The sequence below is a fragment of the Rahnella aquatilis CIP 78.65 = ATCC 33071 genome (genome assembly GCF_000241955.1).
In the GTDB taxonomy this organism is placed as follows: Bacteria; Pseudomonadota; Gammaproteobacteria; order Enterobacterales; family Enterobacteriaceae; genus Rahnella; species Rahnella aquatilis.
This window is the reverse complement of sequence record NC_016835.1, coordinates 1-24,565: the sequence shown is the minus strand read 5'-3', so window position 1 is coordinate 24,565 and position 24,565 is coordinate 1. Positions and strand designations below refer to the sequence as shown.

Below are 24,565 nucleotides of genomic sequence, written 5' to 3'. Positions count from 1 at the left end.
AAATAAAAAAATAACGAAAGCGTGATGCCTGTGTTCACACACTGACACCACAAGGGGAGGGTATTACTCATCTCCGGCAGAGCCCGTTCCTGCGGGGATATCCTGATCGTCTGTCAGTACGGGTCCGGGATCGGCGGCAACGACAGAAGAGACAGGTGCATCATCTAAAAATACTTTTTTGGGCAGAGAGAAGTTACGTAAAGCCAGCAATGCCAGCGGACCATTGCCCATTTCTGTTCTCAGTATGTATTTCAATGGCAGACCATCAGGGGTTTTCCAGACCAGCTGATAACGGCTGCTGTCGAGTTGGGTAACCTGGGCTTTTTCAAGCAAACGTATTAATCCCCAGTTTCCAGAAAAGTCGCCAAACAGTTGCATACCGGAACTGACACTGCGCCAGCTGAGTTGCACACCGGCATAGTAGGAGTTTCCCGGCCATTTAAAGCTCTGCCAGCTTTCCATCTGGTTAAAATAATCCAGATTTTGCCCGTCGATAGCGAGCTGTGTGCGGACAACATTTTTTGACGGGCGTGCCATCAGTTCAAAACGTAGGCCTGCATCTCCCTCGGCAAATACGATGTCAGATAACTGGCCTAACTGGTTGATGGCATCAAGGAATGCCGGATTAAAGGTCAGCCCCTGACTGGTAATGGCATCCGGCACCCAGCGGTTACCTTCCTGGTGTAAGATGCCACCGAGTTGAGTTTTCAGAAATTGTGAGATACGCCCGGAGTCAGAGCGGAGATATTGCGCGACGACCGGTAAGGATGCATCGCTGCCCGTACTGGCAAACGGATAACGTCCGGCAAAAGAAGTATCCCACTGGTTCACCACGGTGCTCTGCCATTGCGCATTCAGACTGCCGGCGGCGGGTTGCAATACCTGACGCCAGGCAAGCTCCATAGGTTCCACAAACATCGCTTTCCCGAAGCCGCTCCATTCCTGACCCAGACTGGCTGCAACCAGACTGCCGTAATCACGGGTGTCGGTTAAATCGACGGCTTTACCCTGAAAGACAGTTTGAGCCAGCATCTGTGTCATCGCCTGCGGATCCGGTGCGGTAGTGACCTGCTGAAGTTTCAGGCGGACCTGTGTCACTCGGGTTAAATAGGCCTGAAAGCTGAGGTTGCCATTATTTAACCCGTTACTTTTGCCATCCATGATGGTTAGTAGGGGGCCGAAGGCGGCGTCGAGGGGGCCTTGTGGTCCGCCTGTTTGTTTAATAACAGGTTGTTGTTTTTTACCCACCAGAACTTTCGCTGAATTCACCAGCGTATCGGCCAGAGCTTCGTTTTTCTGCCCCGTTTTCCCCTGCCAGGCCAGCGTATTCATCAATGCCACCATCGGAGACTGGCGTACATCTGCCATCAGCGTGAGCTGGGAAATAGCCCCCGAAAGAGATCCGGGCTCCTGCCAGCGCAGGCTGTTAACCATATTTAGCCAGGCATTGCTAAAATCAGTGAAGTAACGTTCGGTGAGGCGTGCCTTTAGCGCCTCCGGGGAGATGTCTTCAGAAGCGGGTTGGGATTTACTGGTCAGAACCCAGTCAATTTCATTGCGTCGGGTAGTAACGACCTGATCAATCGCATCCTGAACCTGCTCTTCCCACGCCTGACGGGTGAACATTCCCGGTACGACCTCGTCTGTGTTGAACAGATAAGAAGCGTCGGTATCACCGACCATGTCTGTCAGGGTCATATCCGGATAGTTATTTGCCACTTTCTTCAGCATGGCCTGATACAGCGATGCTTCCGCATTGCGCTGGCCAATTTGTTTAAGCAGGATCTGCCGGACTGCGGTGACGAGGTTTTTATCCTGCGCTATTTTCCATTCCGGATGCGCGGGCAGGTTCTGCCCCCAGAAGGCGATCAGTTTGGGTCCGACATGTTGCCATTGCCCGTCCGGAACCCCGGTGCGTTTTGGCCAGAGGGTCATCAGAGTCTGGTTTAAAAACGGTGCATCGGCTTTATCCGGACGCGACATCATCAGGTAGGCTTTAAGCTCAGCATAGGTCTGCTGTGTCAGGGCATCACGCTGCGGGCTGCCCGGTGGTAACCGGATAAAGTCTGTTAATTTCGCCTTAAGTTTCGTGGCAGAAACATCCCGGATTAACACATTATTGTTGGCCTGATACAAAGGCCAAAGTGCCGCCAGCTGCACCGTATTTTGATTCAGGCCAAAACGGGTATACCAGGGAGAACCGGCAGTTGCCCGGTACTGTAATTTCGCGATTTCCTGTTGAAGTGCCAGTTGATTATTCAGGCGTGAGGCCAGAGGCTGAGACGTATCGGCTGCGATAGTGGCCTGTTTATGAGAGTCAGCAATCTGATGCTGATTGATAAACAGCGAAAGCAGAACACCTGTTCCCCAAACTACAGCAAGGGACAGAAGGGCGCATTGCAATATTTTTTCCCATGGCCATCCTGTTCGTTTCCCTTGCGCATTCCGGCAATCCTGAAGAATGCCCTGCCACTCAGGCAGAGCACCCCAGCTATGTGAAGACCCCTTATCTGCGCCGGATGGCAGACTGAACATCAGCCCGCGCAACATCATCGGAGAAGAACCTCGGGAAACCGTGGTCAGCACATTACTCAGGCCCGCGCGCCATTCTTTGCGCAATCTTTCAGTAAGACGCAATAAAAAGTCATATCGGGTGTCCTGGGCAAGCTGGGACATCCCTTGCTCACGTAGCGCTGGGATGAGCGCATCCAGTGCGGTAATTACAGATTCTGCTGAAGTTTTTCCTGATAACAAGCACCCGACTGGTTGTGTTTCCCGGCCTTCCTGCGACCATTTACACGTGTCGAGCACCCAAAAATACACCGGCGCCTGCCAGCCGAGCAGCGCATCGGTTTTTTGGCGCTGACGCAGGGTTTCATCGAGTGAGGTGGTGCCTGGTAACTGATTACCATCCAGTACATGAACAATTCCGTCTAACGGACGGCGCGGACGCAATTGTCGTGCGGCCATCGCACGTTCAGGATCAACGGGCACATCCGGTAAGCCGCCCCACAAAAGCAAGGTATCGTCACCTTCCTGCCAGTTTTGCTCTGTCAGCCCCGGCACAATCTTTTCAACCAGTTCTGTTTCTCCGTTCAGCCAGAGGATCTGCACTTTCCTGCGCCAAAACCGGCCATAGCGAAAACGCATCTGCTCGTCCAGACCGGTGAAAAATGAAGGTGATGGATTCACGGTATCTGAGACTGTTGGTGCCTCTGTCTGCTGATTTTTTCGTTTACGCCATTGGATACGAACGCCTGCCTTCCCGAGGCGATCAAACATACGCTCGATCAGCCAAAAAATCGCGCCCAGCCCGGCGGCAATACTCAGACAAAGTGTCCAGATACCGGAAGGTGATAACGGGCCGACGCCGACGCTGGAAGCCGCCCATTGTGGATAGAAGGTGAGGATGCCTCCCACAACGATGACGGTAAAAATTAAAAACAGAAAGGCGCTGCCTATTAGGGATCTGATTGTCACAGTGAAGTGTCCTGAATGTCTGAGGCAGGCGCAGAAACGCAACCCACCCAAATCTTGTCTGTGGCGATTTGAACCGCGACAGTCTGTGTGATGCCATCTTCACCGCATTGTGTGGCCGCCATGAGTAATGCCAGCCACGGTGCTGTGCATCCTGTATAACCCGTAACGTTATCGATAACACTGCATTGCTTTTGGATATTCATCCCAAGCGTGTTTTTTTCACAGGCTGTGCTCCATTCACTGTCAGTGAGCAATGCACCGCCAGTGAGCCAGGCCTGCGCGACGGATGCTGGCTGGACGTTAGCCCATAGCAGCGCGCGTGAAAGTGTTTTGGTGAGCGCGGCGTTTGTTCCGCACTCAGGACGATGGATGCGCACTGTTTTACGCTCATCAGGCATCGGACAATTGGTTAACAGCATGGCTGTTGCAGCTTCACCGCTGTTGATCTCAGGCCGGTTATTTATCTGAGTACCGATCACCAGCAAGGCAGAAGGGATACCCCAGGTCATATCAATCCATTGGTCTAGCGCCACAAACCCCGCTCCATTAATTTGCCGCAGCGGACGGGAAAACATCGCCATGACTTCCTGTGCATGCTTTGCGTTAACTTGCGGATCCTGATCAATGTGAACATCCAGCAGAACGTAACAGGGCATTCCGGCGGGCAGGGTATCGAGTAAGGCTGATATTCGCTGTTTAAGGTGGTCATGCCACTCCTGCAGCAGAACAGGTATCGTATTTGTTATACTGCCCAGCCGTGTATGTCTGACGGCGAAGCCACCGGCTCTGGGGATAACAGATGACATCAGCGGAGTGTTTTTCAAAACAGCGCTAAGGAGTTTTTCTGTACTTTTGCCAACAGAGGTAAAGGAAACGCCGCCGTGCCACCAGAGATAGCGCTGCCCACGTTGGGTCTCCTCTTCTATTAACTGATCGCGTTCTCTGTTCCATGAAGTGGCCCAGATCTGATCGCATTTGTAGCCGATACGTCGCAGGCTAAAAAGAATGCCCCAGGTCGCTGCGGGTAAGCCTATGGCGGTAAACCAGAATGCAATCCCCGTATGCTCATTTTTCCAAAACCAAAGCGTGGATGTCGCCCCTGCCAGCAGCATAAATGGCAAGAAAAGAAGCCAGCGACGGGTACGGGGACGAGCAATGCCGGGCGCTTTATCAGGAATAACATCAAGATTCACCGGCATAATTAACCTACTTGTGCCGTTGCGAGAGAACTAATTAGCGTGCAGCCGCAGGCACATTTATGTCCGTGAAAGGCGACAGGAATACCGTTGTCCAGATAATTGGGATTGCCTTCGGTAATGAAGGTCGGACCATGGAATGGGATAGGGCAAGAGACTTTATCCCCTTTACGGGCAACGGGAATATTACCAAAACTCATGGTGCCGGAACCGGTCATTACTGCACCGCCGTGTGTTGTTTTATCGCCGATACGGATAATAGGAAGCATGATTAAGTCCTTTTAGAAATAAAAATGTTTTATATTGTTCTCAGAGATTCTGAATTTGAATAATTAATGCAGCTTGCCGCTGGGAACTTTTTTAATAAGAGTGAGAATTTGATTTTGTAATGCATAATAGTTGTAAAAATGTTTTCTTGAGTATTCATTTATTTCATAGGTCACAAGAAGTTTGCTGGCTTTATTGATATAGAGTATCTCTTCACCGACGGGTTTAGAGCCCTCTAACTCTGCGCCATAGGCTGTAAAGGATTCATGAAGCGCATGACCGGTACGCTTATTAATAAATGAAATCATATAGCAACCGGAGCCTCCGCATCCCCATTCTGCTCTGGCCAGTTATCACCTCGTCAAATTTTGGTGATGAGCCCGTCTGCGCGGCAACGGCCTCGAGGTTCCCGCCGTCGGCAACGACCCAGACGCGCTCACCGCGTTTGAGCGGCGTGCCTGCGACGTCAGCGGTCATGGTCATCAGTTTAAATACCCGCTTATCGGGGCGGGTTATTGTCTGTGCGGTATTAGCGGTTTCCATGGTCATCTGCGTGTTGACAGGCAGCAGCTTCCCGGCCGGTTTTCCCCATTTTTTGTTCTGTCCGCTGACGACGGTTTCGAACGTCACATCTTCACTGCAGCGGTAGTAATTCAGGGCCGTTTTGTTTTTGTATACCGCCGCCGTTGAAGGTGTCACGGGATAAGCCGGTGAGCACTGGCTCCACCAGGGCGGGGGGCTTGCTCCGGTGCTGTCGGCCATTTTCAGAAAGCCGCCGTCGGAAACGGTCCATACCAGCCTGCCATCCTGCATTTTGACCTGGCTGAACTGATGGTTATCACTGCGCCTGACCATCGTTTCATCACACAGTGTGACGACGTTGCCGGCAGTAAATTTTCCGGCAAATGTGGTGGAGCAACACTCATACTTATATATACATAGAGATGGAGATAGTGCATCAGTAAAGGTTTTATTGATTGACGATCTTAAGTTTTTATTGCTAGTTGTTTTCATTTAGATATTTAATGCGCTCGCTGGTTTTATCTAACAAGCATTGTTCATATATACTTGAAAACGCAGTTCCAGTCCTCGACTCATAGGTTTCATAATCACAGTCGGCATCTCTTATTTTAATCCACGCAATTTGCGATTTTTTAAGGTAAATATCTTTTGACTCCCTTTGTCCGTAAAATTCAGCACCTACATTCTTATACTCTAGAATTTGCTGTCTATAAATATTATTTAGCTCACTATCTGCTTTAGCATATTCACTTTTAATTTTTAGATAATTACCCTGTTCACTTGAAGAATCAGCATACACAACTGTTGAAAGTGAAGAAACAGCTAGCATCAATGCAAAATACTTATTCATTATAAATATCCTTTCCGTTCATTGAATCTCTGCTCTGGTACGCCAAAAGAAGACTTCCAGTGAGAGTTTGAAATGTTGCTTTTAAATTGATCTTCTCCAGCTTTAAGATCTTTCATGAAATAGCGCCTTGTCCTCGGAGAGTTATCTCCTCGGAACGTTAAATCAACCAATACATCCTGGACCTTCTGACTATATGAACCCAATTCAGCTGAAATTTGTACACCATCAACTTTTGCGCCATTGGATATTACCCGTTTTGTTACATCGTACAAATTCTCATAAACTGCATTGAAGAGAAAGTGCTGCTGCTTCCTGGTTAAATATTGTTCAGTTCTGGGCACGAACTTATCAATATCAAGACAGTAGGTCAGTGCTGTTGACCCTTTTAATCCCACACTGCCCAGAAGCCATTTTTGTAAAGCTGGAGGTAATGGTTTAGCATCTCTCTCCATATCCATAAAAAGTGTATTGATATAAGTTTTTGACTGTTGATCCAAATCCAATCCTCGACCAAATGTAACTCCAGAGATCCCGATCACAACACCTTTATTATTCGGGACATGTGGATGGCGTGAGAAGTAAATACTGTTTTCAATATCATTACCCTCCACATTAAACGTGAGTTGTCCTTTGGGAACTTTTAGCCATTTAGTATCCATTTCATCGTTTTCAGAATCACGGATAGTATTCATAAACATCACCGGATGCATATGCCAGGGTGCTGGCCCCATGCCGGCGACTTTCTTCATCCAGATCATCTTATCCAGAAAGGCCTCGGTGTATTTCTTCCACTTCGAGGCATCGGGTTCTAATTTTTCCAGATATTTCGTCCACTTCGCATCCGTTTTCTCGTAATACCATTCGCTGGGGTGCTGCACTATCAGCTGATAAAGCCGGTCGCGATAGGCCGGGTTATGCACGGCATTGCGGTATTCGTCGACGGAGTAATACCCGTCATGGTTCTGGTCGATAACATCGAGCAGCTGTTTGTATTTGTGGCTGGCCAGCACGTTGCTGAACACCGGGTCATCCTCTGCCGCGGCTTTGAGCTTTTCAAAAAGTCCTTTCACCACGTTCTGCGGCTGATTCTCGGCATCCAGCAACTGAAAACTTTCGGGGTCGTCTTTGATGATAGAAAACCCCAGTTTGCCGAGGTCAAATTGTGACAACTTTTCGACAGAGTCCGCGGCCAGGAAGCCGCCTTCCGGGCGTATCTGATAATGTGTGGGTATTCCGTCTGCAGACACTGCCGGTACGTTAGACAATGTCAGTATTCCCGGTGCTTTTGTTTTGCGCGTGCTTTCTGCCATAGCACCTTTTGCATCTTTACTGAAAAGCTTCGCGTCTGCCGGATATTTCAGGAAGGCAGGACTCTCGCGACCGGCGGCTTCCGGATTGGTGAGAAAACTGGCCACTTTGCTGTCCGTCGTCAGGCATTCAATGTGCACCATATAGCGCGAGCGGAAGCCGGTCTCGGTGGGTATCTGAAAGAACCCCAGGTGACCGAGCGCCGCGCCGGCCTGTACCGGAATTGTCTGGTCAGTTATCACCTCGTCAAATTTTGGTGATGAGCCTGACTGCGCGGCAACGGCCTCGAGGTTCCCGCCGTCGGCGACGACCCAGACGCGCTCACCGCGTTTGAGCGGTGTGCCTGCGACGTCAGCGGTCATGGTCATCAGTTTAAATACCCGCTTATCGGGGCGGGTTATTGTCTGTGCGGCATTATCGGTTTCCATGGTCATCTGCGTGTTGACAGGCAGCAGCTTCCCGGCCGGTTTTCCCCATTTTTTGTGCTGTCCGCTGACGACGGTTTCGAACGTCACATCTTCACTGCAGCGGGAGCGCCACTCATATAAATTGAAATTTTTTCTTCTAAATATAAATTAGTCTCATATCTAAGGAAGTTATTGAAGCAGCGGAGGAAGAATTCATGACAATATCCTATATTGCAACTAAATCCACGCTATAATTAACTTCCGGCTTCATGTTTTTATTATTCTAAGGGTCTAATTTTTTTCCAGATAAGATAAAACATCGCTTGCCGTCTTAAATCTATACTTAACCACTTTCCCATCAACAAATCCATCATGTCCTTCTTTAAACTTAATTGTTAAATTCTCATTTTTTGTGATTTTTGTTTTTTCGTAATCATAAGCAAATACACTATAATATTTCCCTACTGTGCTAACGCCATCTGCGTTATAATTCCAGCTGACAATTATGAATAAGTTTTTTTTATACTTTCCTCTCCCCCAGAAAACAGATTCTATATTTGCCACGCTGCCATCATAAGAGTAAGTGTCAAAGGTTATACTTTGGCTTGCTACGCACCTATCGGAAGCATAGGATGCTATTATATCTGGATGCTCATCATTTTTAGAGGTGTAGTGGAAAAAAATGGTACTGCCTGATGATATGCGATCTGAACTTAAGGCTTGGACAAGAAACCCTTGGTTGTTATTAATATAATCACTTATTTTGCCATTATCACATGCTAGGCAATTTCCTGAAATAAGAGCTATCAGCAACACTAGTTTTCTTAAAATCATTTTTTACATCCTATATTGTTCTGTTTTATATAGTTAATTGCAAGATCTTTAATGGTACCCCTAGCCGCCATTTCTAATCTTGCTGCATTGATTTTGTATGTTACCATGCTTAGATTATCTGCATCAGCCAAGGGATTGATATTGGCGAACTTCGACCAGTACCAGCATGCAGAGTCAACAGCTAATGCAGAATTAGTTTCTATTATTTTAGGGTTTGTTATGACGTCATTTTCACTGAATATTTTGTATTTATTATAGTTTTCCTCATGCGTTAAATGTATCAACCCTCTTCCACGGTAATCCATTCCCTCATAATTACTTGGGAATAACGTTTGTGCTAATTCATCTTCATTTCTTACCAAGTGATCTTTTGTGTATTGTTTTCTTTGCTCTTCAGAATAGGTTGGGAATCGCCTTTTCAGGCCCGCGTTTAGTAGTGAATAGTATATTCCCCATAATCTGTCACCGTTTGTATAGTACAAGCTTTCTTTTAACTTTGTAAGTCTTTGAGTCTCTATACCAATTTGACCTAGAAAGTGTGATATTCTTAAACAGTTATTGATTTCATATTTTATAAAGCCGGTAGTTAACAATGGGGCATAAAGATCCGCTTTCTCTTTGCTGATTCCAAAGCAGTGAATAAGTAATTCTGGATTTATTTCTATACCACTTTGGCAGAATGAACAGGAAACTAAATTGGTAGGCTTACGGTCCAAGTTCCCCATAAACATCACCGGATGCATATGCCAGGGTGCTGGCCCCATGCCGGCGACTTTCTTCATCCAGATCATCTTATCCAGAAAGGCCTCGGTGTATTTCTTCCACTTCGAGGCATCGGGTTCTAATTTTTCCAGATATTTAGTCCACTTACCGTCCGTTTTCTCGTAATACCATTCGCTGGGGTGCTGCACTATCAGCTGATAAAGCCGGTCGCGATAGGCCGGGTTATGCACGGCATTGCGGTATTCGTCGACGGAGTAATACCCGTCATGGTTCTGGTCGATAACATCGAGCAGCTGTTTGTATTTGTGGCTGGCCAGCACGTTGCTGAACACCGGGTCATCCTCTGCCGCGGCTTTGAGTTTTTCAAAAATCCCTTTTACCACGTTCTGCGGCTGGTTCTCGGCGTCCAGCAACTGAAAACTTTCGGGGTCGTCTTTGATGATAGAAAAACCGAGCTTGCCGAGGTCAAATTGTGACAGCACTTCGACGGAAGCTGCGGCCAGAAAACCACCCTCCGGGCGTATCTGATAATGTGTGGGTATTCCGTCTGCAGACACTGCCGGTACGTTAGACAATGTCAGTATTCCCGGTGCTTTTGTTTTGCGCGTGCTTTCTGCCATAGCACCTTTTGCATCTTTACTGAAAAGTTTCGCGTCTGCCGGATATTTCAGGAAGGCAGGACTCTCGCGACCGGCGGCTTCCGGATTGGTGAGAAAACTGGCCACTTTGCTGTCGCTCGTCAGGCATTCAATGTGCACCATATAGCGCGAGCGGAAGCCGGTCTCGGTGGGTATCTGAAAGAATCCCAGGTGACCGAGCGCCGCACCGGCCTGTACCGGAATTGTCTGGCCAGTTATCACCTCGTCAAATTTTGGTGATGAGCCTGACTGCGCGGCAACGGCCTCGAGGTTCCCGCCGTCGGCGACGACCCAGACGCGCTCACCGCGTTTGAGCGGTGTGCCTGCGACGTCAGCGGTCATGGTCATCAGTTTAAATACCCGCTTATCGGGGCGGGTTATTGTCTGTGCGGCATTACCGGTTTCCATGGTCATCTGCGTGTTGACAGGCAGCAGCTTACCGGCCGGTTTTCCCCATTTTTTGTGCTGTCCGCTGACGACGGTTTCGAACGTCACATCTTCACTGCAGCGGTAGTAATTTAAGGCTGTTTTGTTTTTGTATACCGCCGCCGTTGAAGGTGTCACGGGATAAGCCGGTGAGCACTGGCTCCACCAGGGCGGGGGGCTGGCTCTGGTGCTGTCGGCCATTTTCAGAAAGCCGCCGTCGGAAACGGTCCATACCAGCCTGCCATCCTGCATTTTGACCTGGCTGAACTGATGGTTATCACTGCGCCTGACCATTGTTTCATCACACAGTGTGACGACGTTGCCGGTGGAAAATTTTCCGGCCACCTTATTTGAGGCAACATCTTCTTTTGTAAGATAAAACTTAACGCCGCCTTTGGTGGTTCGCTGCCGCGGGCCGGTCTGCGACGCATAGGCAGAGAAGGGGGCGAGATGCATATACAGCGTATAAAACGTCAGACCGCTGGCTGCTGTGGTGCCCGGCTGAATATAATGGCGCACCAGGACAAAAGAGCCGGAGAGATAAAGCGTCCCTTTTTCCCAGGGGATGGTCGGGCAAACAAACTCCAAAACTGAGCAGAATTTAAATGCGAATTTAATATTGGGAGTTATTTTTACCCCCATCTTTAGTCGATGCCTTGCCATTATTTTATGCATCTATAAAAGACAACACCTCCACCAACAATCTCATTATTTATTATAATATCTGGGTCATTAACCCAAGAATGTACTTTTTTTATTTCATCATAAAAACCATACCATTCAAAATTCGCACTCTGCTCATGCAATTTCAATGTGGCTATTTTTGATTTTTTTGAAAAATTACTCCAACTTAGCTTCATTCCACCCGAACCCAGATCGACGGGCTTAACCAAAAAAAAGTCGATAGACTCCTTAGTGGTTTTTGTTTGCATGGAAATAACTATTTGGTTGTGATTTACAACAAAAAATACTGGACTATTACCATTCGTCAATGTAATTCCTTCCTCATCATCACATGAGGGACTCCACCTTCCTGTAACATCAGAGCTTGCCATAGAACTAAATGATATCGCCATGAGTAAATAAAAAATAATTTTATGCATTCTCGCTCCTAATAATATCATTTATATACCCTTTAGGTAAGTATAAGTCGGTGGAACCAGACAACTCTTCTTTGAGATAATTCTCGTAGAGATAAAGGGCTTCACTCATTGATTTGGCTGGTTGTCCATATCTTACCTGGAGGTAAATCTGCCCTAATATACTGACTATATGAACCCAATTCAGACGAAGTTACGGGAATGCGAAATTATCATCATCGACATATGGAACATCGCTTATATATTTGCTTGTGATGTCAGCACTCCTGAATGAGCTATGAAGGCAATCATCAGATTGTACAACTTTGTTATTTTTTTTAATATCGAATGATATTGTGTATTCTTCCTGTTCAGCCCCATTAATTATATCAACAATATAACTGTACGCCCCCCGTTTAAACCCATAATATGTAACTCCCATTTTACTATCTGTAAGGCGTTTCAATTTATTTTCTTCATTAAACAACACGGCCAGTTCTACCTTGCCTTCTTTTTCAAAACTGTAGTTTATTTCTTTGGTTTTATTGTCTATAGATAATGATACCTTCCTAGATAATTCTCCAGGTAACGTGCAAGAGATAATCTCAGTTGAGTTTCCCCCAGACGCCATGGAATCTATGGACATAAATGAAAATAGTGCCCCAAATAAAAATACACTAATTTTTTTCATAAAAATACCTTTTCGCACAATGTATAAGCCGTTTGGCGTTCATCTAGCCCCATACTCCCACCATTTACTCTTTTAGTAACACCAACTACATCACTGTAACCTTCACCATGATCAAATAAATATACTTCATAGTGCAACCAAAACCATAATGCGCTACGAATTGCATAAGGCATTTCATTTATTTTTTCTGGTTCCGAAACAGTATCAGGAATATCACCTTTCCAATATTTATTATACTCTCCCATAAACCCATGGTATTTCTCATAACCGGTAACTTGAATTAACCCTCTCCCTCTAAAGTTATAACCATTCACTGGGGTGCTTTGCAATAATTCTAAATAGTGTATCCCTTAGAACTGGATTATGGATTGCCTGCCGGTATTCATCAGGTGAGTAATGGCCGTCTGGGTTTGTGCCAATCATGTCAATCAGACGCTGATAATTTTGGGGTATCAGTGCGTAATCGACCCGAGTTTCTTGTTTCGCCGCGTTATGTAAGATATCCAGTATTTTCCTGATCAGTGTTTCAGGAGGTGTTTTGCCATCGAGCTTATCAAAATTGCCCGGCGAATCATCTGTGAGCGTAAAACCAAGTTCAGCAAGATCATACCGCGATAACAACTTAACATCTTTTTTTGCCAACCACGCAGTTTCGGGATAGATCTGAAAATACGTTTCCGCTGATTTATCATCTGCAGCTTTCTCATTTACTGACTTCACTTTCTTTAAGGTGGCAATACCTGTAGAACGGGTCGCCTCAGCCTCCTTGACAAACTTACCAGTAGTCAAGTTTTTATTATATCGCGGCAGACCCGGTGTATATTTCAAAAATAACGGACGATCCTCTTGTTCAAGCTTTTCCGGGTTAGTCAGGAACGTGGGGAGATTTTCATCTATGCTAAAACATTCAATATGCGACTGATAACGCGGTACGTAGCCCATTGCAACCGGGTTCTGGTAATAGCCAAGATGTCCGACGGGATCTTTTGCGTTTATGCGGAATGGGACAGGGCATGTGACCTGTTCAAATTCGAGTTTCTCTTCGATTTGTGGCTGGAAGTGCGCCCACCAGGCTGGAGGAATGACGACGGGTTCCGTTGTTTTCAGATTAGTTCTGTCAGCAACTACCCATACTTGATCGCCCTGACTAAACAGTTTTTTCTCAGGGGTATTTCCTCGCGCCTTGACGATCACATCCTCCTCAAGGGTAACATTGCCATATATTCGTCCTTTGTCTGTCTGAGTCTTAAATCCTTCATCCGTCTCATCCCAGCGCACTTTTGTCCCATTAGGAAGTGTACCTTTACGTACAGTCCGGCCGGCATCCTCGTAAGCAGACAGGCCTTTTCTTTCGTTTACTTTCCATGTTTTCTCGCCTTTACCAGCCTGATAAGCTGACCAGGGAGCAAGATGCATATAAAGAGTATAAAAGGTAAGGCTGCTTTTTTTGTCATCCCCGGGTTGCAGATAATGTCGTATCAGGACGAATGAACCTGAGTAACTTAGTATTCCAGAAGTCCAGGGAGCCTCGAGATAATCTTTACATACCCGATAAGCAACGACTTCGCCATCTGCCATACAGCGCAGAGGCTGCTCACCTTTGTAGGGAACAGGAAAATCGACAGACTCAGAAGTACCTTTACCACTTAATGCGCTCCATGGGGTGGTGACAGAACTGATGTGAATGCCGCCGTGCCACATACCGTTGCGTCCTACCAGATAAAACCCTGCGGGTTCTCCGCCGAGATGCGCAAGGATCTCTTCAGCGTTGCCGAATTCATTGCCCTTTGGGTTTTTCGTAATGGGGTAGCAGATGTGGAGGTCTTTGTTGTCAGCGCTGCTTTGGTCAGAGGGCGTATTTTTTTCCGTCTCTCCATAGCGATACATCTTGAACGCGGATTTTAATGAACTATAAGCCCTTGCCGGGTAGAACCCCATTGGTTGTCTAAAATCAGAGACCCATTGAGTTCCATTAAACATGGCCATATGACCATACCGATGACCCGGAATATCTTGAACTACGACAACATCGCCAGCTTGCTGGCCAGGTATGGTGGTTGTATCTGTCAGTTCTGACCCGCCAGTATTATGGGTAAATACGATGGTGAATCCTTTAGCCAACAATGAGGCACCATAATCTGCCGCTGCAGGATAGTCATAGTTTGGACGAAGTGGTGGAGAAATAATATTAACTCCCCCAGCCTTAATTGCAAGCCTCACAAATTTGGCACAGTTACCATGACTTTTTTCGGATGCATTACTATTTAGATGGGCTAGTGCTGATTCTACATTCAACATAGTAGATATTACTCAGTTATTGAAAGCGATATTTAGCAGGACTAAGATCGGATACAGAGTCTATTTTCCAGTGCGTATTGATTTTTTTAAGCGAGACCGTCAGGACATGGGCCTTTTCATGGAGTCCTCCTAGTGAAACCTTTACAACCGATAAGCCTGAACTGATTTTTATCGGTTCTACAATGACATGTGTCCAGTCATCGTAGGCATCTTGAGCCCTTATAATATAAACATACCCATCTTTTGGCCTAACCTCTTCGATTGTGCAAACGGGGTCTTTTCCTTCCTGGCAAATTTTTGCACTTTTTATTTTTTTCAAAAAGCTTGGCGTAATATTATTCTGCATTAATTTTTTAAATGCAGGGGCTTCAGGTGGGACAATTTTGAAATACAACTGCATATATTGTGTATAAAATGATTGTGTTATTTTTACGGGATCTTCTTTTATATTAGCAGATGCATTAACGCCGAATGGTAATAGGATTAGCATTGATAAATATAAGAATGATTTCCAAATGGTTTTGTTTTTCATTTATACCTCACGAAGTATGTTCAACTTATTTTCATGTTACTTCGAGTCAACATGCTTTTACCCATTCTTTTTACACAGCAAGTCAAACACTGACATCTCTCGAGCAGCTTAGCCTTATCCAGAAAAATCCTTCCCATCCTCTTCAGTCAAGTTTTCCATCGTGACAATAGGAAATTTAGGTGTATCGCTTGGTTTTGAAGCTCCCACCATCGGCACCAGGTGGTTCGTGCACTTAATTGTCATATCCCCGGAAGACCCGTGCTCGATTTTGCTGGCCTCCAGCGTCAGATAAGAGCCGCCGCCGTTGAGGGTCAGTTTTTTCGGAGTGGTAATGATAATTTCATCATCCGAGCTGGTGATGGACAGGGTTTGTCTTGTAGTTCATTGCTCTCAGGTTTATTAAATCCCCCGTAACTCATTATTGGCAAGAGTGATATGGAAACACATATAATAAATTTAGTTTCTATCATGCAAGCCATCTCTTCACTTAAAGTCTATCTCGTGGGACATTATCTCACAATCCACTGAATGAATGGGTGGGGAAAATTCCGCCATGTATGGGTGGGGAATTAATGTTGTGAAGTTAAAGTTTTAATGTTGCACACAAAACCCTACCATTAACTTTTTTATTAGCCTTATTAAGATAACTTATTTCACACCATTTTTCTCCTTCACTCATATTCAGTAAGTTAACAAAGTCCCCATGCACCAAATATGATTTTTTAATTTCATTATTCTCGTTATAAAAAAATGACTTTTCAGATTTAACGCTAAACATCTGGAATGATTGGCAACTACCTTCTTCAGAAGGTCTATGCGAATTTGTAATGGCATCCTCTAAAAACACAACTCCATTCTTTGTGATTTCGTTTAAAACCTGTGGCAAACCTTTATTTGAAAAGTTCTCAACAACCCAAACAGTTCCTTCATAAGATTGACATGTTGTTTTATTTGAAATCGATAATATCGAATATTTATCATTTAGGAAATCATTTTTATTTTTATAGAGTTGATATAAAAAATTATCATTATTCCTAAAAATTAAAATTGGTAGTTTTTTTGTTCCTCCATTTATAACATAAGAGGTTTCTATATTATTTATGCGATTTCCTTTGTCTTCAACGAAACCCTCAATAACATCTTGATACTCATCAGTGATTTTTTTATCCAATCCACAAATGCCGTTTTTCGATGAAATTCCATTTTCTTTACTCTTCATGTCAATATAAATGCAATCGATGCTAAATGTATCGTTAATGTAATTCAGCGTTGCATATGCTGTATAATCATTTACCGAACGACCGGAGAGAACGATTGACGGATTGCCATTGAAGAAGCTAAACATAACTATCGGGTTACCAGTATAGTTTTCTTCAAAGTACAGTGTTTTTTTATCGCTGCCGATTTTTGCATAAATTTGTTTATGATCTTTATCATAACCATAGGAGACAGGAGAATTCGCAGCATAGGAAAATTGAAAAACCATAAGAAGAATTGAACTGAGGATTATTTTGAGCATACTAAAATCCTTGTGGGGCAGAAGATGTTTCTTCTAAGATAAGTTGAAATTTTTCGGCGTATGAAGCTATTAGTGATTTTTGATCATTTCCATTGATTATTTTCCTAGCATTCAGGTAATCAATAGTGGTTTCATTAATGTAACTTGAAAGTTTTCTTCCTGTAAATACACCATTTTCCATGCCCCAGATCATTATTGGGACAGCATAGTTAAAATCTCCTGCAAGATCCGGAGTTGCAACGAAATTAACTCCGTATTTAACCATCGCTTTTCGGTAATTTATCTTCCATGTTAAGTGTACACAGCCACGACCTCGATATTTAAATCCATCTCCTTCTACTGTATTCTCATTTGCCTTCGCTGCATCCTTTCTGATTTGTGTATCTGCTCTTATAGGGTCATACTTGTTAAAATATGCTTCATTGCCCACCTCTGGTTGCTCGCTAAAGTACTCCTGATCTGTAAAGTGATATGTTTCATGCCTGGTTGTGGCTAGCATGTATGCCAGCTTATATAAGTTAGGTTTATACTCAATTTGTTCAGCATAAAAGGAATTTAATCGGTTTACTATTTTCCTCAGATTTTCTTTAGAGACTGATTTTAATGGGGGAGTATTAGGGGCGAATGAGGAATGTAACTTTTCATATCCCGCCATAAATTCATCGACTCGAATTAACTCTTGCTTACCAACTAAATTCCCCATAAACATCACTGGATGCATATGCCAGGGTGCTGGGCCCATGCCCGCGACTTTCTTCATCCAGATCATCTTATCCAGAAAGGCCTCGGTGTATTTCTTCCACTTCGAGGCATCGGGTTCTAATTTTTCCAGATATTTAGTCCACTTACCGTCCGTTTTCTCGTAATACCATTCGCTGGGGTGCTGCACTATCAGCTGATAAAGCCGGTCGCGATAGGCCGGGTTATGCACGGCATTGCGGTATTCGTCGACGGAGTAATACCCGTCATGGTTCTGGTCGATAACATCGAGCAGCTGTTTGTATTTGTGGCTGGCCAGCACGTTGCTGAACACCGGGTCATCCTCTGCCGCGGCTTTGAGTTTTTCAAAAATCCCTTTTACCACGTTCTGCGGCTGGTTCTCGGCGTCGAGCAACTGAAAACTTTCGGGGTCGTCTTTGATGATAGAAAAACCGAGCTTGCCGAGGTCAAATTGTGACAGCACTTCGACGGAAGCTGCGGCCAGAAAACCACCCTCCGGGCGTATCTGATAATGTGTGGGTATTCCGTCTGCAGACACTGCCGGTACGTTAGACAATGTCAGTATTCCCGGTGCTTTTGTTTTGCGCGTGCTTTCTGCCATAGCACCTTTTGCATCTTTACTGAAAAGCTTCGCGTCTGCCGGATATTTCAGGAAGGCAGGACTCTCGCGACCGGCGGCTTCCGGATTGGTGAGAAAACTGGCCACTTTGCTGTCGCTCGTCAGACATTCAATGTGCACCATATAGCGCGAGCGGAAGCCGGTCTCGGTGGGTATCTGAAAGAACCCTAGGTGACCGAGCGCCGCACCGGCCTGAACCGGAATTGTCTGGTCAGTTATCACCTCGTCAAATTTTGGTGATGAGCCCGACTGCGCGGCAACGGCCTCGAGGTTCCCGCCGTCGGCGACGACCCAGACGCGCTCACCGCGTTTGAGCGGCGTGCCTGCGACGTCAGCGGTCATGGTCATCAGTTTAAATACCCGCTTATCGGGGCGGGTTATTGTCTGTGCGGCATTATCGGTTTCCATGGTCATGGGCGTGTTGACAGGAAGCAGCTTACCGGCCGGTTTTCCCCATTTTTTGTTCTGTCCGCTGACAACGGTTTCGAACGTCACATCTTCACTGCAGCGGTAGTAATTCAGGGCCGTTTTGTTTTTGTATACCGCCGCCGTTGAAGGTGTCACGGGATAAGCCGGTGAGCACTGGCTCCACCAGGGCGGGGGGCTTGCTCCGGTGCTGTCGGCCATTTTCAGAAAACCGCCGTCGGAAACGGTCCATACCAGCCTGCCATCCTGCATTTTGACCTGGCTGAACTGATGGTTATCACTGCGCCTGACCATTGTTTCATCACACAGTGTGACGACGTTTCCGGCGGAAAATTTTCCGGCCACCTTATTTGAGGCAACATCTTCTTTTGTGAGATAAAACTTAACGCCGCCTTTGGTGGTTCGCTGCCGCGGGCCGGTCTGCGACGCATAGGCAGAGAAGGGGGCAAGATGCATATACAGCGTATAAAACGTCAGACCGCTGGCTGCTGTGGTGCCTGGCTGAACATAATGGCGCACCAGGACAAAAGAGCCGGAGAGATAAAGCGTCCCTTTTTCCCAGGGGATGGTCGGGTACTCCTTGCATACGCGGAACGCGACGATATCACCGTCGGCCATACAGCGCAGGTGTTGCTCCCCTTTATGGGGAGTAGGTGCGTAAGTCAGCTCTGGTGGAGCATTGCCCGTCAGTGCACACCAGGGCGCGGTGGTATCGGTGATATGAATACCGCCGTGCCACATGCCTTTACCCCCGACCAGATACAGGCCGGAAGCCTCTCTGTCCAGTCTCTGCAGCAGGTCGGCGGCGGTGGAAAACTCAGTACCGGTGGCACCGGCAGGAACCGGAAAACTAATTTTAGGGATGACGGGCGACGTTGTTTCAGCCATGGTTAACAGCTCCTTGTTATTCAGAGGCAGGATTACCGGTATTCTGGCTGTCCTGCTCATTCTGCTCATCCGGCTTGCTCTGATCGTTCGGGGAGTTCAGAGACAAGTTCACCTTACTAAAGCTGGGTACGTGATAACCCAATACTGCCCCCACCATCGGCACCAGGTAGTTCGTGCACTTAATTGTCATATCCCCGGAAGACCCGTGCTCGATTTTGCTGGCCTCCAGCGTCAGGTAAGAGCCGCCGCCGTTGAGGGTCATTTTTTTCGGGGTAGTGATGATGATTTCATCGTCCGAGCTGGTGATGGTCAGGGTTTGTCTGGCAGTCAGGGACATGACGTTGTTTTGCGCCTGGATAGTGACCTGTCCCTGATTGGCAATCAGCGTGGCATCCTGTTTATGCACAAACATGCTCATCGCTTCTCCCGCACCGATGAACAGGTTTTTCATGACGCCGACGTCGGCATTGTTACCGGCGTTCACCATCAGGTTCTGTCTGGCTGCCAGCTGTAAATGTTCACCGCTGGTAAGAGCCACACCCATCGGGGCGCTGGCTAAAATGGCGGCGGACTGCAACTGCGTCAGACGGTTATCGACAAAGCTGAGCTGCTTTTGAATATCTGATGCCAGCGCGGTAGCCTGTGTGGCGGCGTCACTCAGAGCCTGCATCTCATTGTTGGCCTGATGGATTTGACCGAGGGCCGGATCCATATCCAGCACTTTTCCCTGTGCCTTCAGTTGTTCTTCTGCACTGACAAATATTCCTTTTCCCGCACGCATCACGCCGTGTTCATCTGTTCTGATTTCAAAGCCGGCACCGCGTTGTGCGCGTCCCGCATCCACCAGATGCCCCATGTTCAGCTGCGTTTTGCCAAACTCGGTGGCAAGCTTGATGTGTTCCTCTGAGCGTTTGTCTTCCATCCGCAGCTTGTTGAAAGACGGAGTGCGCAGAACGTTGCGCGTATGGTTATCGTCGGTGACGTGGTCACTGTGTGCTGAATCATGCAGGGCATACGCGATATAAGGCCGGTCACAGTCGCCGGAATCGAAAGCGATAGCGACTTCAGTGCCATCGATTAAAGGCGCGTGCCAGCCGTAGGTATCACCGGCATAAGGTTTTGCCATCCGCAGCCAGAGATAGGCGTAGCCCTGTTCCTGTTCGTCGCGGTCAAAATCGAGTTTCACGCGGTATCTGCCCTGATTATCCAGCCAGGAATAGATATCGCCTTTGGTGGTGCTTTCTACCCGGGCAGGAAGGGTACCGGCGATAACCGGGCGCTGCGGCAGAGCAGGGCGGAAGCAGACGGTTTCACTGTAAGGCTGACCGGTCAGATGCGCGGTAAAACGACTCTTGCGCGAACCGTAGGTTTTTATCCCCGTCAGCAGGATGCCTTCATTTAACACAGCAGGAAGTGTGCCATCGACTTCCAGCACCTGACCCGGTGCCAGATGCGGGCAACTGCTGTGACCGGTGACGCTCTTCTGAGCATTCAGAATGCGTTCATGACGCAGGCGGGCATAAAATGCACCGGTTTCTACCCCGTCTTCTGATCCGGATTGCAGAAAAGGCTCCGCGTACTGGTAAACCTCGCCAATAGTGGTTTCATCACTTCCTGCCGCACTGGCAGTGGTGTCCATCGGACTCAACGCTTCCCGGTAGTTGTAATCACGGGTAGAAACCTGTTGCGTGACGACCTGATGCTTCGTACTCAGCCCCCAGACGCTTTCGGTACCGCTGTCGCTCATGCCCGCCTGATTGCGTAAGGGTAAACGGATTCCAAATTTATATTGTTGCTGGCTGTCAGCAAATATGATGACGTCATGCTCAAGGCGGGTGTCCATCTCGAGATGCCAGTAGATCCCGACTTCCGCCAGTAAACGCTGGATGAAAGCTAAATCTGTTTCCCGCCATTGGGTGATGAGCTCACGTGCCGGGTATGACCTGGAAAGCTGGAATTCGAAGTCCGGGCCTTCCAGACCGTGCGCACGAAGAACCTTTTCAACCACTTCCTGTACTGACTGATTTAAATAAAGTGCGCACTTTGCAGTGTGGTCCAGTAAGGCCACGCGCGGCACCAAAACCAGCCGGTAAATCGTCTGATCCGCTGACGTAGAGATACGGGAGAAATGTTGAATAACACCATGTACAGCGCGGACCGGTTCCGCAACGCCTGCAATATCAAACACAGGAGCCTGCATGGTAAAGGTAGCCGGTTTGAGAACCAGCTGTTCAGCGGTTAAATCAGTGGCCGTGCTGGTGACATGAATAATGTATTCAAAGGGTTTGCTAAGTTGCTCTTCCCCTTCGAAGCGCAACACGTCGAGAAAGGCCGGGCTTTGCGAAACGTCCAGACGGTAGCGGGACTGATTGAGCAATCTGTTGATAACATCGGATGTACTCATTACTCTTCTCCGTCAAATTCCAGTGTGATCCCTTCCTCTTCATCCCAGCCCAGTGCCAGTGCCGTTGTGCACTGTTGTCCGGCCTTGCGTTGCAGCAATTGCTGGCTCAGCACCGGCAGGATCTGCTGATTTAGCAGGCTGTCGATGTTGCGCGCGCCGGTGTCAGGTAGCAGGCAGGCGGTGACCAGCGTGTTGTACAGACTTTCTTCGATGGAGCAGGTCAGGCCATAGTGCTTGTTCAGACGTTTCGCGACTTGTGCCAGTTTCATCTCAACGATAGTGCGCAGTGCGACGGCGTTCAGCGGACGATAAATCAGCGTCTGAAAACGGGCGAGCAGGGCGGGCTGGAAATGATCGCGCAGGATCGGGCGCAGAAGTTCCTGTAAATCGCTGTCAGTGGCTTCCGGCCGTTCATCCAGCAGTTGCATCAGGTGGTCGCTGCCGAGATTGGCGGTCATCAGGATCACGGTATTGCGGAAGTCGATTTCACGTCCTTCACCGTCGCGCATAAAACCACGGTCGAATACCTGATAAAACAGGTTAATGACGTCGCGGTGCGCCTTTTCCACTTCATCGAGCAGCACGACGCTGTAGGGGCGTTTACGCACGGCTTCGGTGAGAATGCCGCCCTGACCGTAACCGACATAACCGGGAGGTGAACCTTTCAGCTGGGAAACGGTATGCGCTTCCTGATACTCGCTGAGGTTGATGGTTATGAGGGATTTCTCGCCGCCGAACAGACAGTCAGCAAGGGAAAGTGCGGTCTCGGTTTTACCCACGCCACTCGGACCGACCAGCAGAAACACACCCAACGGACCATTCTCGGATGTCAGGCCGGTTTTAGCGGCGCGCAGACGCTGTGCCATATCGGTCAGCACATGATCCTGCCCGACGACGCGTTTGTTCAGGTGATCTTCCAGTTGCAGTAAATCAGTCTGCTCATCTTTCAGCAGGCTGGTGAGCGGCACGCCGGTCCAGTCAGCGATCACGTTCGCGACGGTACGCACATCAACGTCCAGGGACAGCAGCGGCGTATTGCCCTGCAAATCACTCAGTTGTTCTTGCAGGCTGGCGATTTCTTCCTGACGGCTGATGTCCTGACGGGTCTCCAGCAATTGTTGTGTCAGGTTTTTTTCCGCATGGTACTGAGTGTTCAGCGCAGTAAGCTGTTCGCATAAGTTGTCAGCCTGTTGTTCAATCTGTTCCAGACGGTCGCCGTGCGTTTTATTGCCCAGCACGATATCTTCCAGCAGTGCTTGTTCTTCCATTTCCAGCGCGGTGATTTGCGCTTTCAGACGTATCAGATCTTCAGGCAGAGTATCAAGGCTCATGCGCACGCGCGCAGACGCAGTATCAAGCAGATCGACCGCTTTGTCGGGTAACTGGCGACCTGTGATATAACGGCGGGAAAGGCTGACGGCGGCTTTTACCGCTTCGTCAGTAATATGGACGCCATGATGTTGAGCGTAACGGGATTTCAGGCCGCGCAGCATCAGGCAGGCCATCTCGTCATCCGGCTCATCGACTTTGACGATTTGGAAGCGGCGCTCAAGGGCAGCGTCGCGCTCAAAATACTGTTTGTACTCAGACCAGGTGGTGGCAGCGATAGTGCGCAGCTCGCCACGGGCAAGGGCCGGTTTTAGCAGGTTAGCGGCATCTGCACCACCGGCCTGATTACCGGCACCGATAATGGTATGGGCTTCATCTATAAACAGCAGAACCGGCGTTGGCGACTGTTGCACGGCATCGATAATATTTTTCAGACGCTGCTCAAACTCACCTTTCACACCGGCACCGGCCTGCAACAGACCCAAATCCAGCGTGCGCAAACTAACGGTTTTGAGGCTGTCCGGCACGTTGCCTTCCGCAATGCGTAATGCCAGGCCTTCGACCAGTGCGGTTTTCCCCACGCCCGGTTCGCCGACCAGAATCGGGTTGTTTTTACGGCGGCGGGAGAGAATATCGACCATCTGACGGATTTCATTGTCGCGGCCAAATACCGGATCAATCTGCCCGGCTTTGGCTTTTGCGGTGACATCCAGCGTAAATTTATCCAGTGCGGCCTGCAGCGCTTCGCTTAATGACTGGCCGCCCATACCTGCATCATGTTTAGAAATGGCAGTATTATCGGAGAGCGACGATGACATCCGCTTGAGGCTTTCCTGTTGTTGCAGCTCCGGACGTTCTTCGGACAATGTATCCAGCACCGGTTTAAGGCGTCGGATATGCTCTTCGCTCAGGCTGAACAGCGGCCATAATCCTTCGCAATGCAGCAGGCGCGGCTGCTCTATCAGTGCTTCCAGCAGATTGACGCTGCGGATGTTCTGATTGTCATCCTGAAGTGACGCTGCGAGCCAGCCCGCTTTCATCAGTGCCTGTAGATCCTGAGAAAGTTGCGGGCGGGAATGCACGGAACGAGGCAGGGCGTCGAGGTGCGCCAGCAGGCTTTGCCATAAGGTGTCCATATCCCACTCGTAGCGGCGGGCCAGTACGGTAATGTCACCTTCGCCCAGTTCCAGCAATTTGAGCAGCCAGTGCTCGACGGTAATTTCACTGTGAGCGCGGGTCTGGCAGAGCGTTGCGGCGGCTTCCAGTGCTTTGGCGCAATACGGGTTTAAGCGGCGAAGTAATACGGCTGACTGATGTTCCATGCTGAGTTCCTTTTTTGGGTACGCTACCGCCCTTAGCCATTTCCGTTGCAGGAAACCCAGGCCCATAAGGTCGATGTCCGTTTCTGT

The 24,565-nt window shown here is 47.9% G+C and carries 19 protein-coding genes; all 19 read right to left on the bottom strand.

Features of this window, described 5'->3' with window-relative positions:
* Window positions 1-63: 63 nt before the first annotated feature.
* A complete protein-coding gene (locus RAHAQ2_RS22090) occupies window positions 64-3,480 on the bottom strand; it encodes an ImcF-related family protein (RefSeq protein WP_014341605.1) in 3,417 nt (1,138 codons plus the stop codon).
* Window positions 3,477-4,679, bottom strand: a complete 1,203-nt coding sequence (locus RAHAQ2_RS22085; RefSeq protein ID WP_014341604.1) for a hypothetical protein — start codon at window positions 4,677-4,679, stop codon at window positions 3,477-3,479. Before RAHAQ2_RS22085 ends, RAHAQ2_RS22090 begins: the two co-directional genes overlap by 4 nt.
* A 2-nt stretch (window positions 4,680-4,681) precedes the next feature.
* Window positions 4,682-4,945: a PAAR domain-containing protein gene (locus tag RAHAQ2_RS22080; RefSeq protein ID WP_014341603.1), complete on the bottom strand. Its 264-nt coding sequence runs from the start codon at window positions 4,943-4,945 to the stop codon at window positions 4,682-4,684.
* 63 nt (window positions 4,946-5,008) lie between these two features.
* On the bottom strand, window positions 5,009-5,251 hold the full coding sequence (locus RAHAQ2_RS22075) for a hypothetical protein (protein ID WP_014341602.1): 243 nt from the start codon (window positions 5,249-5,251) through the stop codon (window positions 5,009-5,011).
* Entirely contained in the window at window positions 5,235-5,798 is a 564-nt protein-coding gene (locus RAHAQ2_RS26060; RefSeq protein ID WP_037041198.1) for a hypothetical protein, read from the bottom strand. Before RAHAQ2_RS26060 ends, RAHAQ2_RS22075 begins: the two co-directional genes overlap by 17 nt.
* Before the next feature lie 145 nt (window positions 5,799-5,943).
* Complete coding sequence (locus RAHAQ2_RS22065) at window positions 5,944-6,315, bottom strand: lysozyme inhibitor LprI family protein (protein WP_014341601.1); 372 nt, start codon at window positions 6,313-6,315, stop codon at window positions 5,944-5,946.
* Window positions 6,315-8,138, bottom strand: a complete 1,824-nt coding sequence (locus tag RAHAQ2_RS26055; protein WP_014341600.1) for a lysozyme family protein — start codon at window positions 8,136-8,138, stop codon at window positions 6,315-6,317. The genes RAHAQ2_RS22065 and RAHAQ2_RS26055 overlap by 1 nt, the downstream gene beginning before the upstream one ends.
* A 183-nt stretch (window positions 8,139-8,321) precedes the next feature.
* Window positions 8,322-8,864, bottom strand: a complete 543-nt coding sequence (locus tag RAHAQ2_RS22055) for a hypothetical protein (RefSeq protein WP_014341599.1) — start codon at window positions 8,862-8,864, stop codon at window positions 8,322-8,324.
* The gene (locus RAHAQ2_RS22045; RefSeq protein ID WP_014341598.1) at window positions 8,861-11,293 is read right to left on the bottom strand and encodes a glycoside hydrolase family 19 protein; all 2,433 of its coding nucleotides are present in this window, start codon (window positions 11,291-11,293) and stop codon (window positions 8,861-8,863) included. Before RAHAQ2_RS22045 ends, RAHAQ2_RS22055 begins: the two co-directional genes overlap by 4 nt.
* A 20-nt stretch (window positions 11,294-11,313) precedes the next feature.
* Window positions 11,314-11,754, bottom strand: coding sequence for a hypothetical protein (locus RAHAQ2_RS22040; protein WP_014341597.1), 441 nt, complete (start codon window positions 11,752-11,754; stop codon window positions 11,314-11,316).
* 190 nt (window positions 11,755-11,944) lie between these two features.
* On the bottom strand, window positions 11,945-12,421 hold the full coding sequence (locus tag RAHAQ2_RS22035; RefSeq protein WP_014341596.1) for a hypothetical protein: 477 nt from the start codon (window positions 12,419-12,421) through the stop codon (window positions 11,945-11,947).
* Window positions 12,418-12,735 carry a hypothetical protein gene (locus tag RAHAQ2_RS22030; protein WP_049796159.1) on the bottom strand — a complete coding sequence of 106 codons (318 nt, stop codon included), beginning with the start codon at window positions 12,733-12,735 and terminating at the stop codon, window positions 12,418-12,420. The genes RAHAQ2_RS22035 and RAHAQ2_RS22030 overlap by 4 nt, the downstream gene beginning before the upstream one ends.
* Window positions 12,722-14,719, bottom strand: a complete 1,998-nt coding sequence (locus RAHAQ2_RS25870) for a hypothetical protein (RefSeq protein ID WP_014341595.1) — start codon at window positions 14,717-14,719, stop codon at window positions 12,722-12,724. Before RAHAQ2_RS25870 ends, RAHAQ2_RS22030 begins: the two co-directional genes overlap by 14 nt.
* 16 nt (window positions 14,720-14,735) lie before the next feature.
* Window positions 14,736-15,251, bottom strand: coding sequence for a YqhG/Tai3 family protein (locus tag RAHAQ2_RS22020; RefSeq protein ID WP_014341594.1), 516 nt, complete (start codon window positions 15,249-15,251; stop codon window positions 14,736-14,738).
* Window positions 15,252-15,365: 114 nt separating this feature from the next.
* Window positions 15,366-15,617, bottom strand: coding sequence for a DUF2345 domain-containing protein (locus RAHAQ2_RS25265; protein WP_086935304.1), 252 nt, complete (start codon window positions 15,615-15,617; stop codon window positions 15,366-15,368).
* A 217-nt stretch (window positions 15,618-15,834) separates the two neighbouring features.
* Window positions 15,835-16,770, bottom strand: a complete 936-nt coding sequence (locus RAHAQ2_RS22015) for a hypothetical protein (protein ID WP_014341593.1) — start codon at window positions 16,768-16,770, stop codon at window positions 15,835-15,837.
* Between the two features lies 1 nt (window position 16,771).
* Window positions 16,772-19,423: a hypothetical protein gene (locus tag RAHAQ2_RS26050; RefSeq protein WP_014341592.1), complete on the bottom strand. Its 2,652-nt coding sequence runs from the start codon at window positions 19,421-19,423 to the stop codon at window positions 16,772-16,774.
* A gap of 16 nt (window positions 19,424-19,439) precedes the next feature.
* Window positions 19,440-21,827 (bottom strand): type VI secretion system Vgr family protein, encoded by a 2,388-nt coding sequence (locus RAHAQ2_RS22000; RefSeq protein ID WP_014341591.1) that lies wholly within the window; start codon window positions 21,825-21,827, stop codon window positions 19,440-19,442.
* Complete coding sequence (gene tssH, locus RAHAQ2_RS21995) at window positions 21,827-24,478, bottom strand: type VI secretion system ATPase TssH (RefSeq protein ID WP_037040961.1); 2,652 nt, start codon at window positions 24,476-24,478, stop codon at window positions 21,827-21,829. Before tssH ends, RAHAQ2_RS22000 begins: the two co-directional genes overlap by 1 nt.
* Between the last annotated feature and the right edge of the window lie 87 nt (window positions 24,479-24,565).

Coding starts and splice junctions, on each gene's coding strand:
- RAHAQ2_RS22035 (WP_014341596.1), bottom strand. CDS start 12,421: ATGAAAAAAATTAGTGTATTTTTATTTGGGGCACTATTTTCATTTATG.
- RAHAQ2_RS25870 (WP_014341595.1), bottom strand. CDS start 14,719: ATGTTGAATGTAGAATCAGCACTAGCCCATCTAAATAGTAATGCATCC.
- RAHAQ2_RS22020 (WP_014341594.1), bottom strand. CDS start 15,251: ATGAAAAACAAAACCATTTGGAAATCATTCTTATATTTATCAATGCTA.
- RAHAQ2_RS22085 (WP_014341604.1), bottom strand. CDS start 4,679: ATGCCGGTGAATCTTGATGTTATTCCTGATAAAGCGCCCGGCATTGCT.
- RAHAQ2_RS26060 (WP_037041198.1), bottom strand. CDS start 5,798: ATGGTCAGGCGCAGTGATAACCATCAGTTCAGCCAGGTCAAAATGCAG.
- RAHAQ2_RS22000 (WP_014341591.1), bottom strand. CDS start 21,827: ATGAGTACATCCGATGTTATCAACAGATTGCTCAATCAGTCCCGCTAC.
- RAHAQ2_RS22080 (WP_014341603.1), bottom strand. CDS start 4,945: ATGCTTCCTATTATCCGTATCGGCGATAAAACAACACACGGCGGTGCA.
- tssH (WP_037040961.1), bottom strand. CDS start 24,478: ATGGAACATCAGTCAGCCGTATTACTTCGCCGCTTAAACCCGTATTGC.
- RAHAQ2_RS22045 (WP_014341598.1), bottom strand. CDS start 11,293: ATGGGGGTAAAAATAACTCCCAATATTAAATTCGCATTTAAATTCTGC.
- RAHAQ2_RS26050 (WP_014341592.1), bottom strand. CDS start 19,423: ATGGCTGAAACAACGTCGCCCGTCATCCCTAAAATTAGTTTTCCGGTT.
- RAHAQ2_RS22065 (WP_014341601.1), bottom strand. CDS start 6,315: ATGAATAAGTATTTTGCATTGATGCTAGCTGTTTCTTCACTTTCAACA.
- RAHAQ2_RS22015 (WP_014341593.1), bottom strand. CDS start 16,770: ATGCTCAAAATAATCCTCAGTTCAATTCTTCTTATGGTTTTTCAATTT.
- RAHAQ2_RS22040 (WP_014341597.1), bottom strand. CDS start 11,754: ATGCATAAAATTATTTTTTATTTACTCATGGCGATATCATTTAGTTCT.
- RAHAQ2_RS22055 (WP_014341599.1), bottom strand. CDS start 8,864: ATGATTTTAAGAAAACTAGTGTTGCTGATAGCTCTTATTTCAGGAAAT.
- RAHAQ2_RS22075 (WP_014341602.1), bottom strand. CDS start 5,251: ATGATTTCATTTATTAATAAGCGTACCGGTCATGCGCTTCATGAATCC.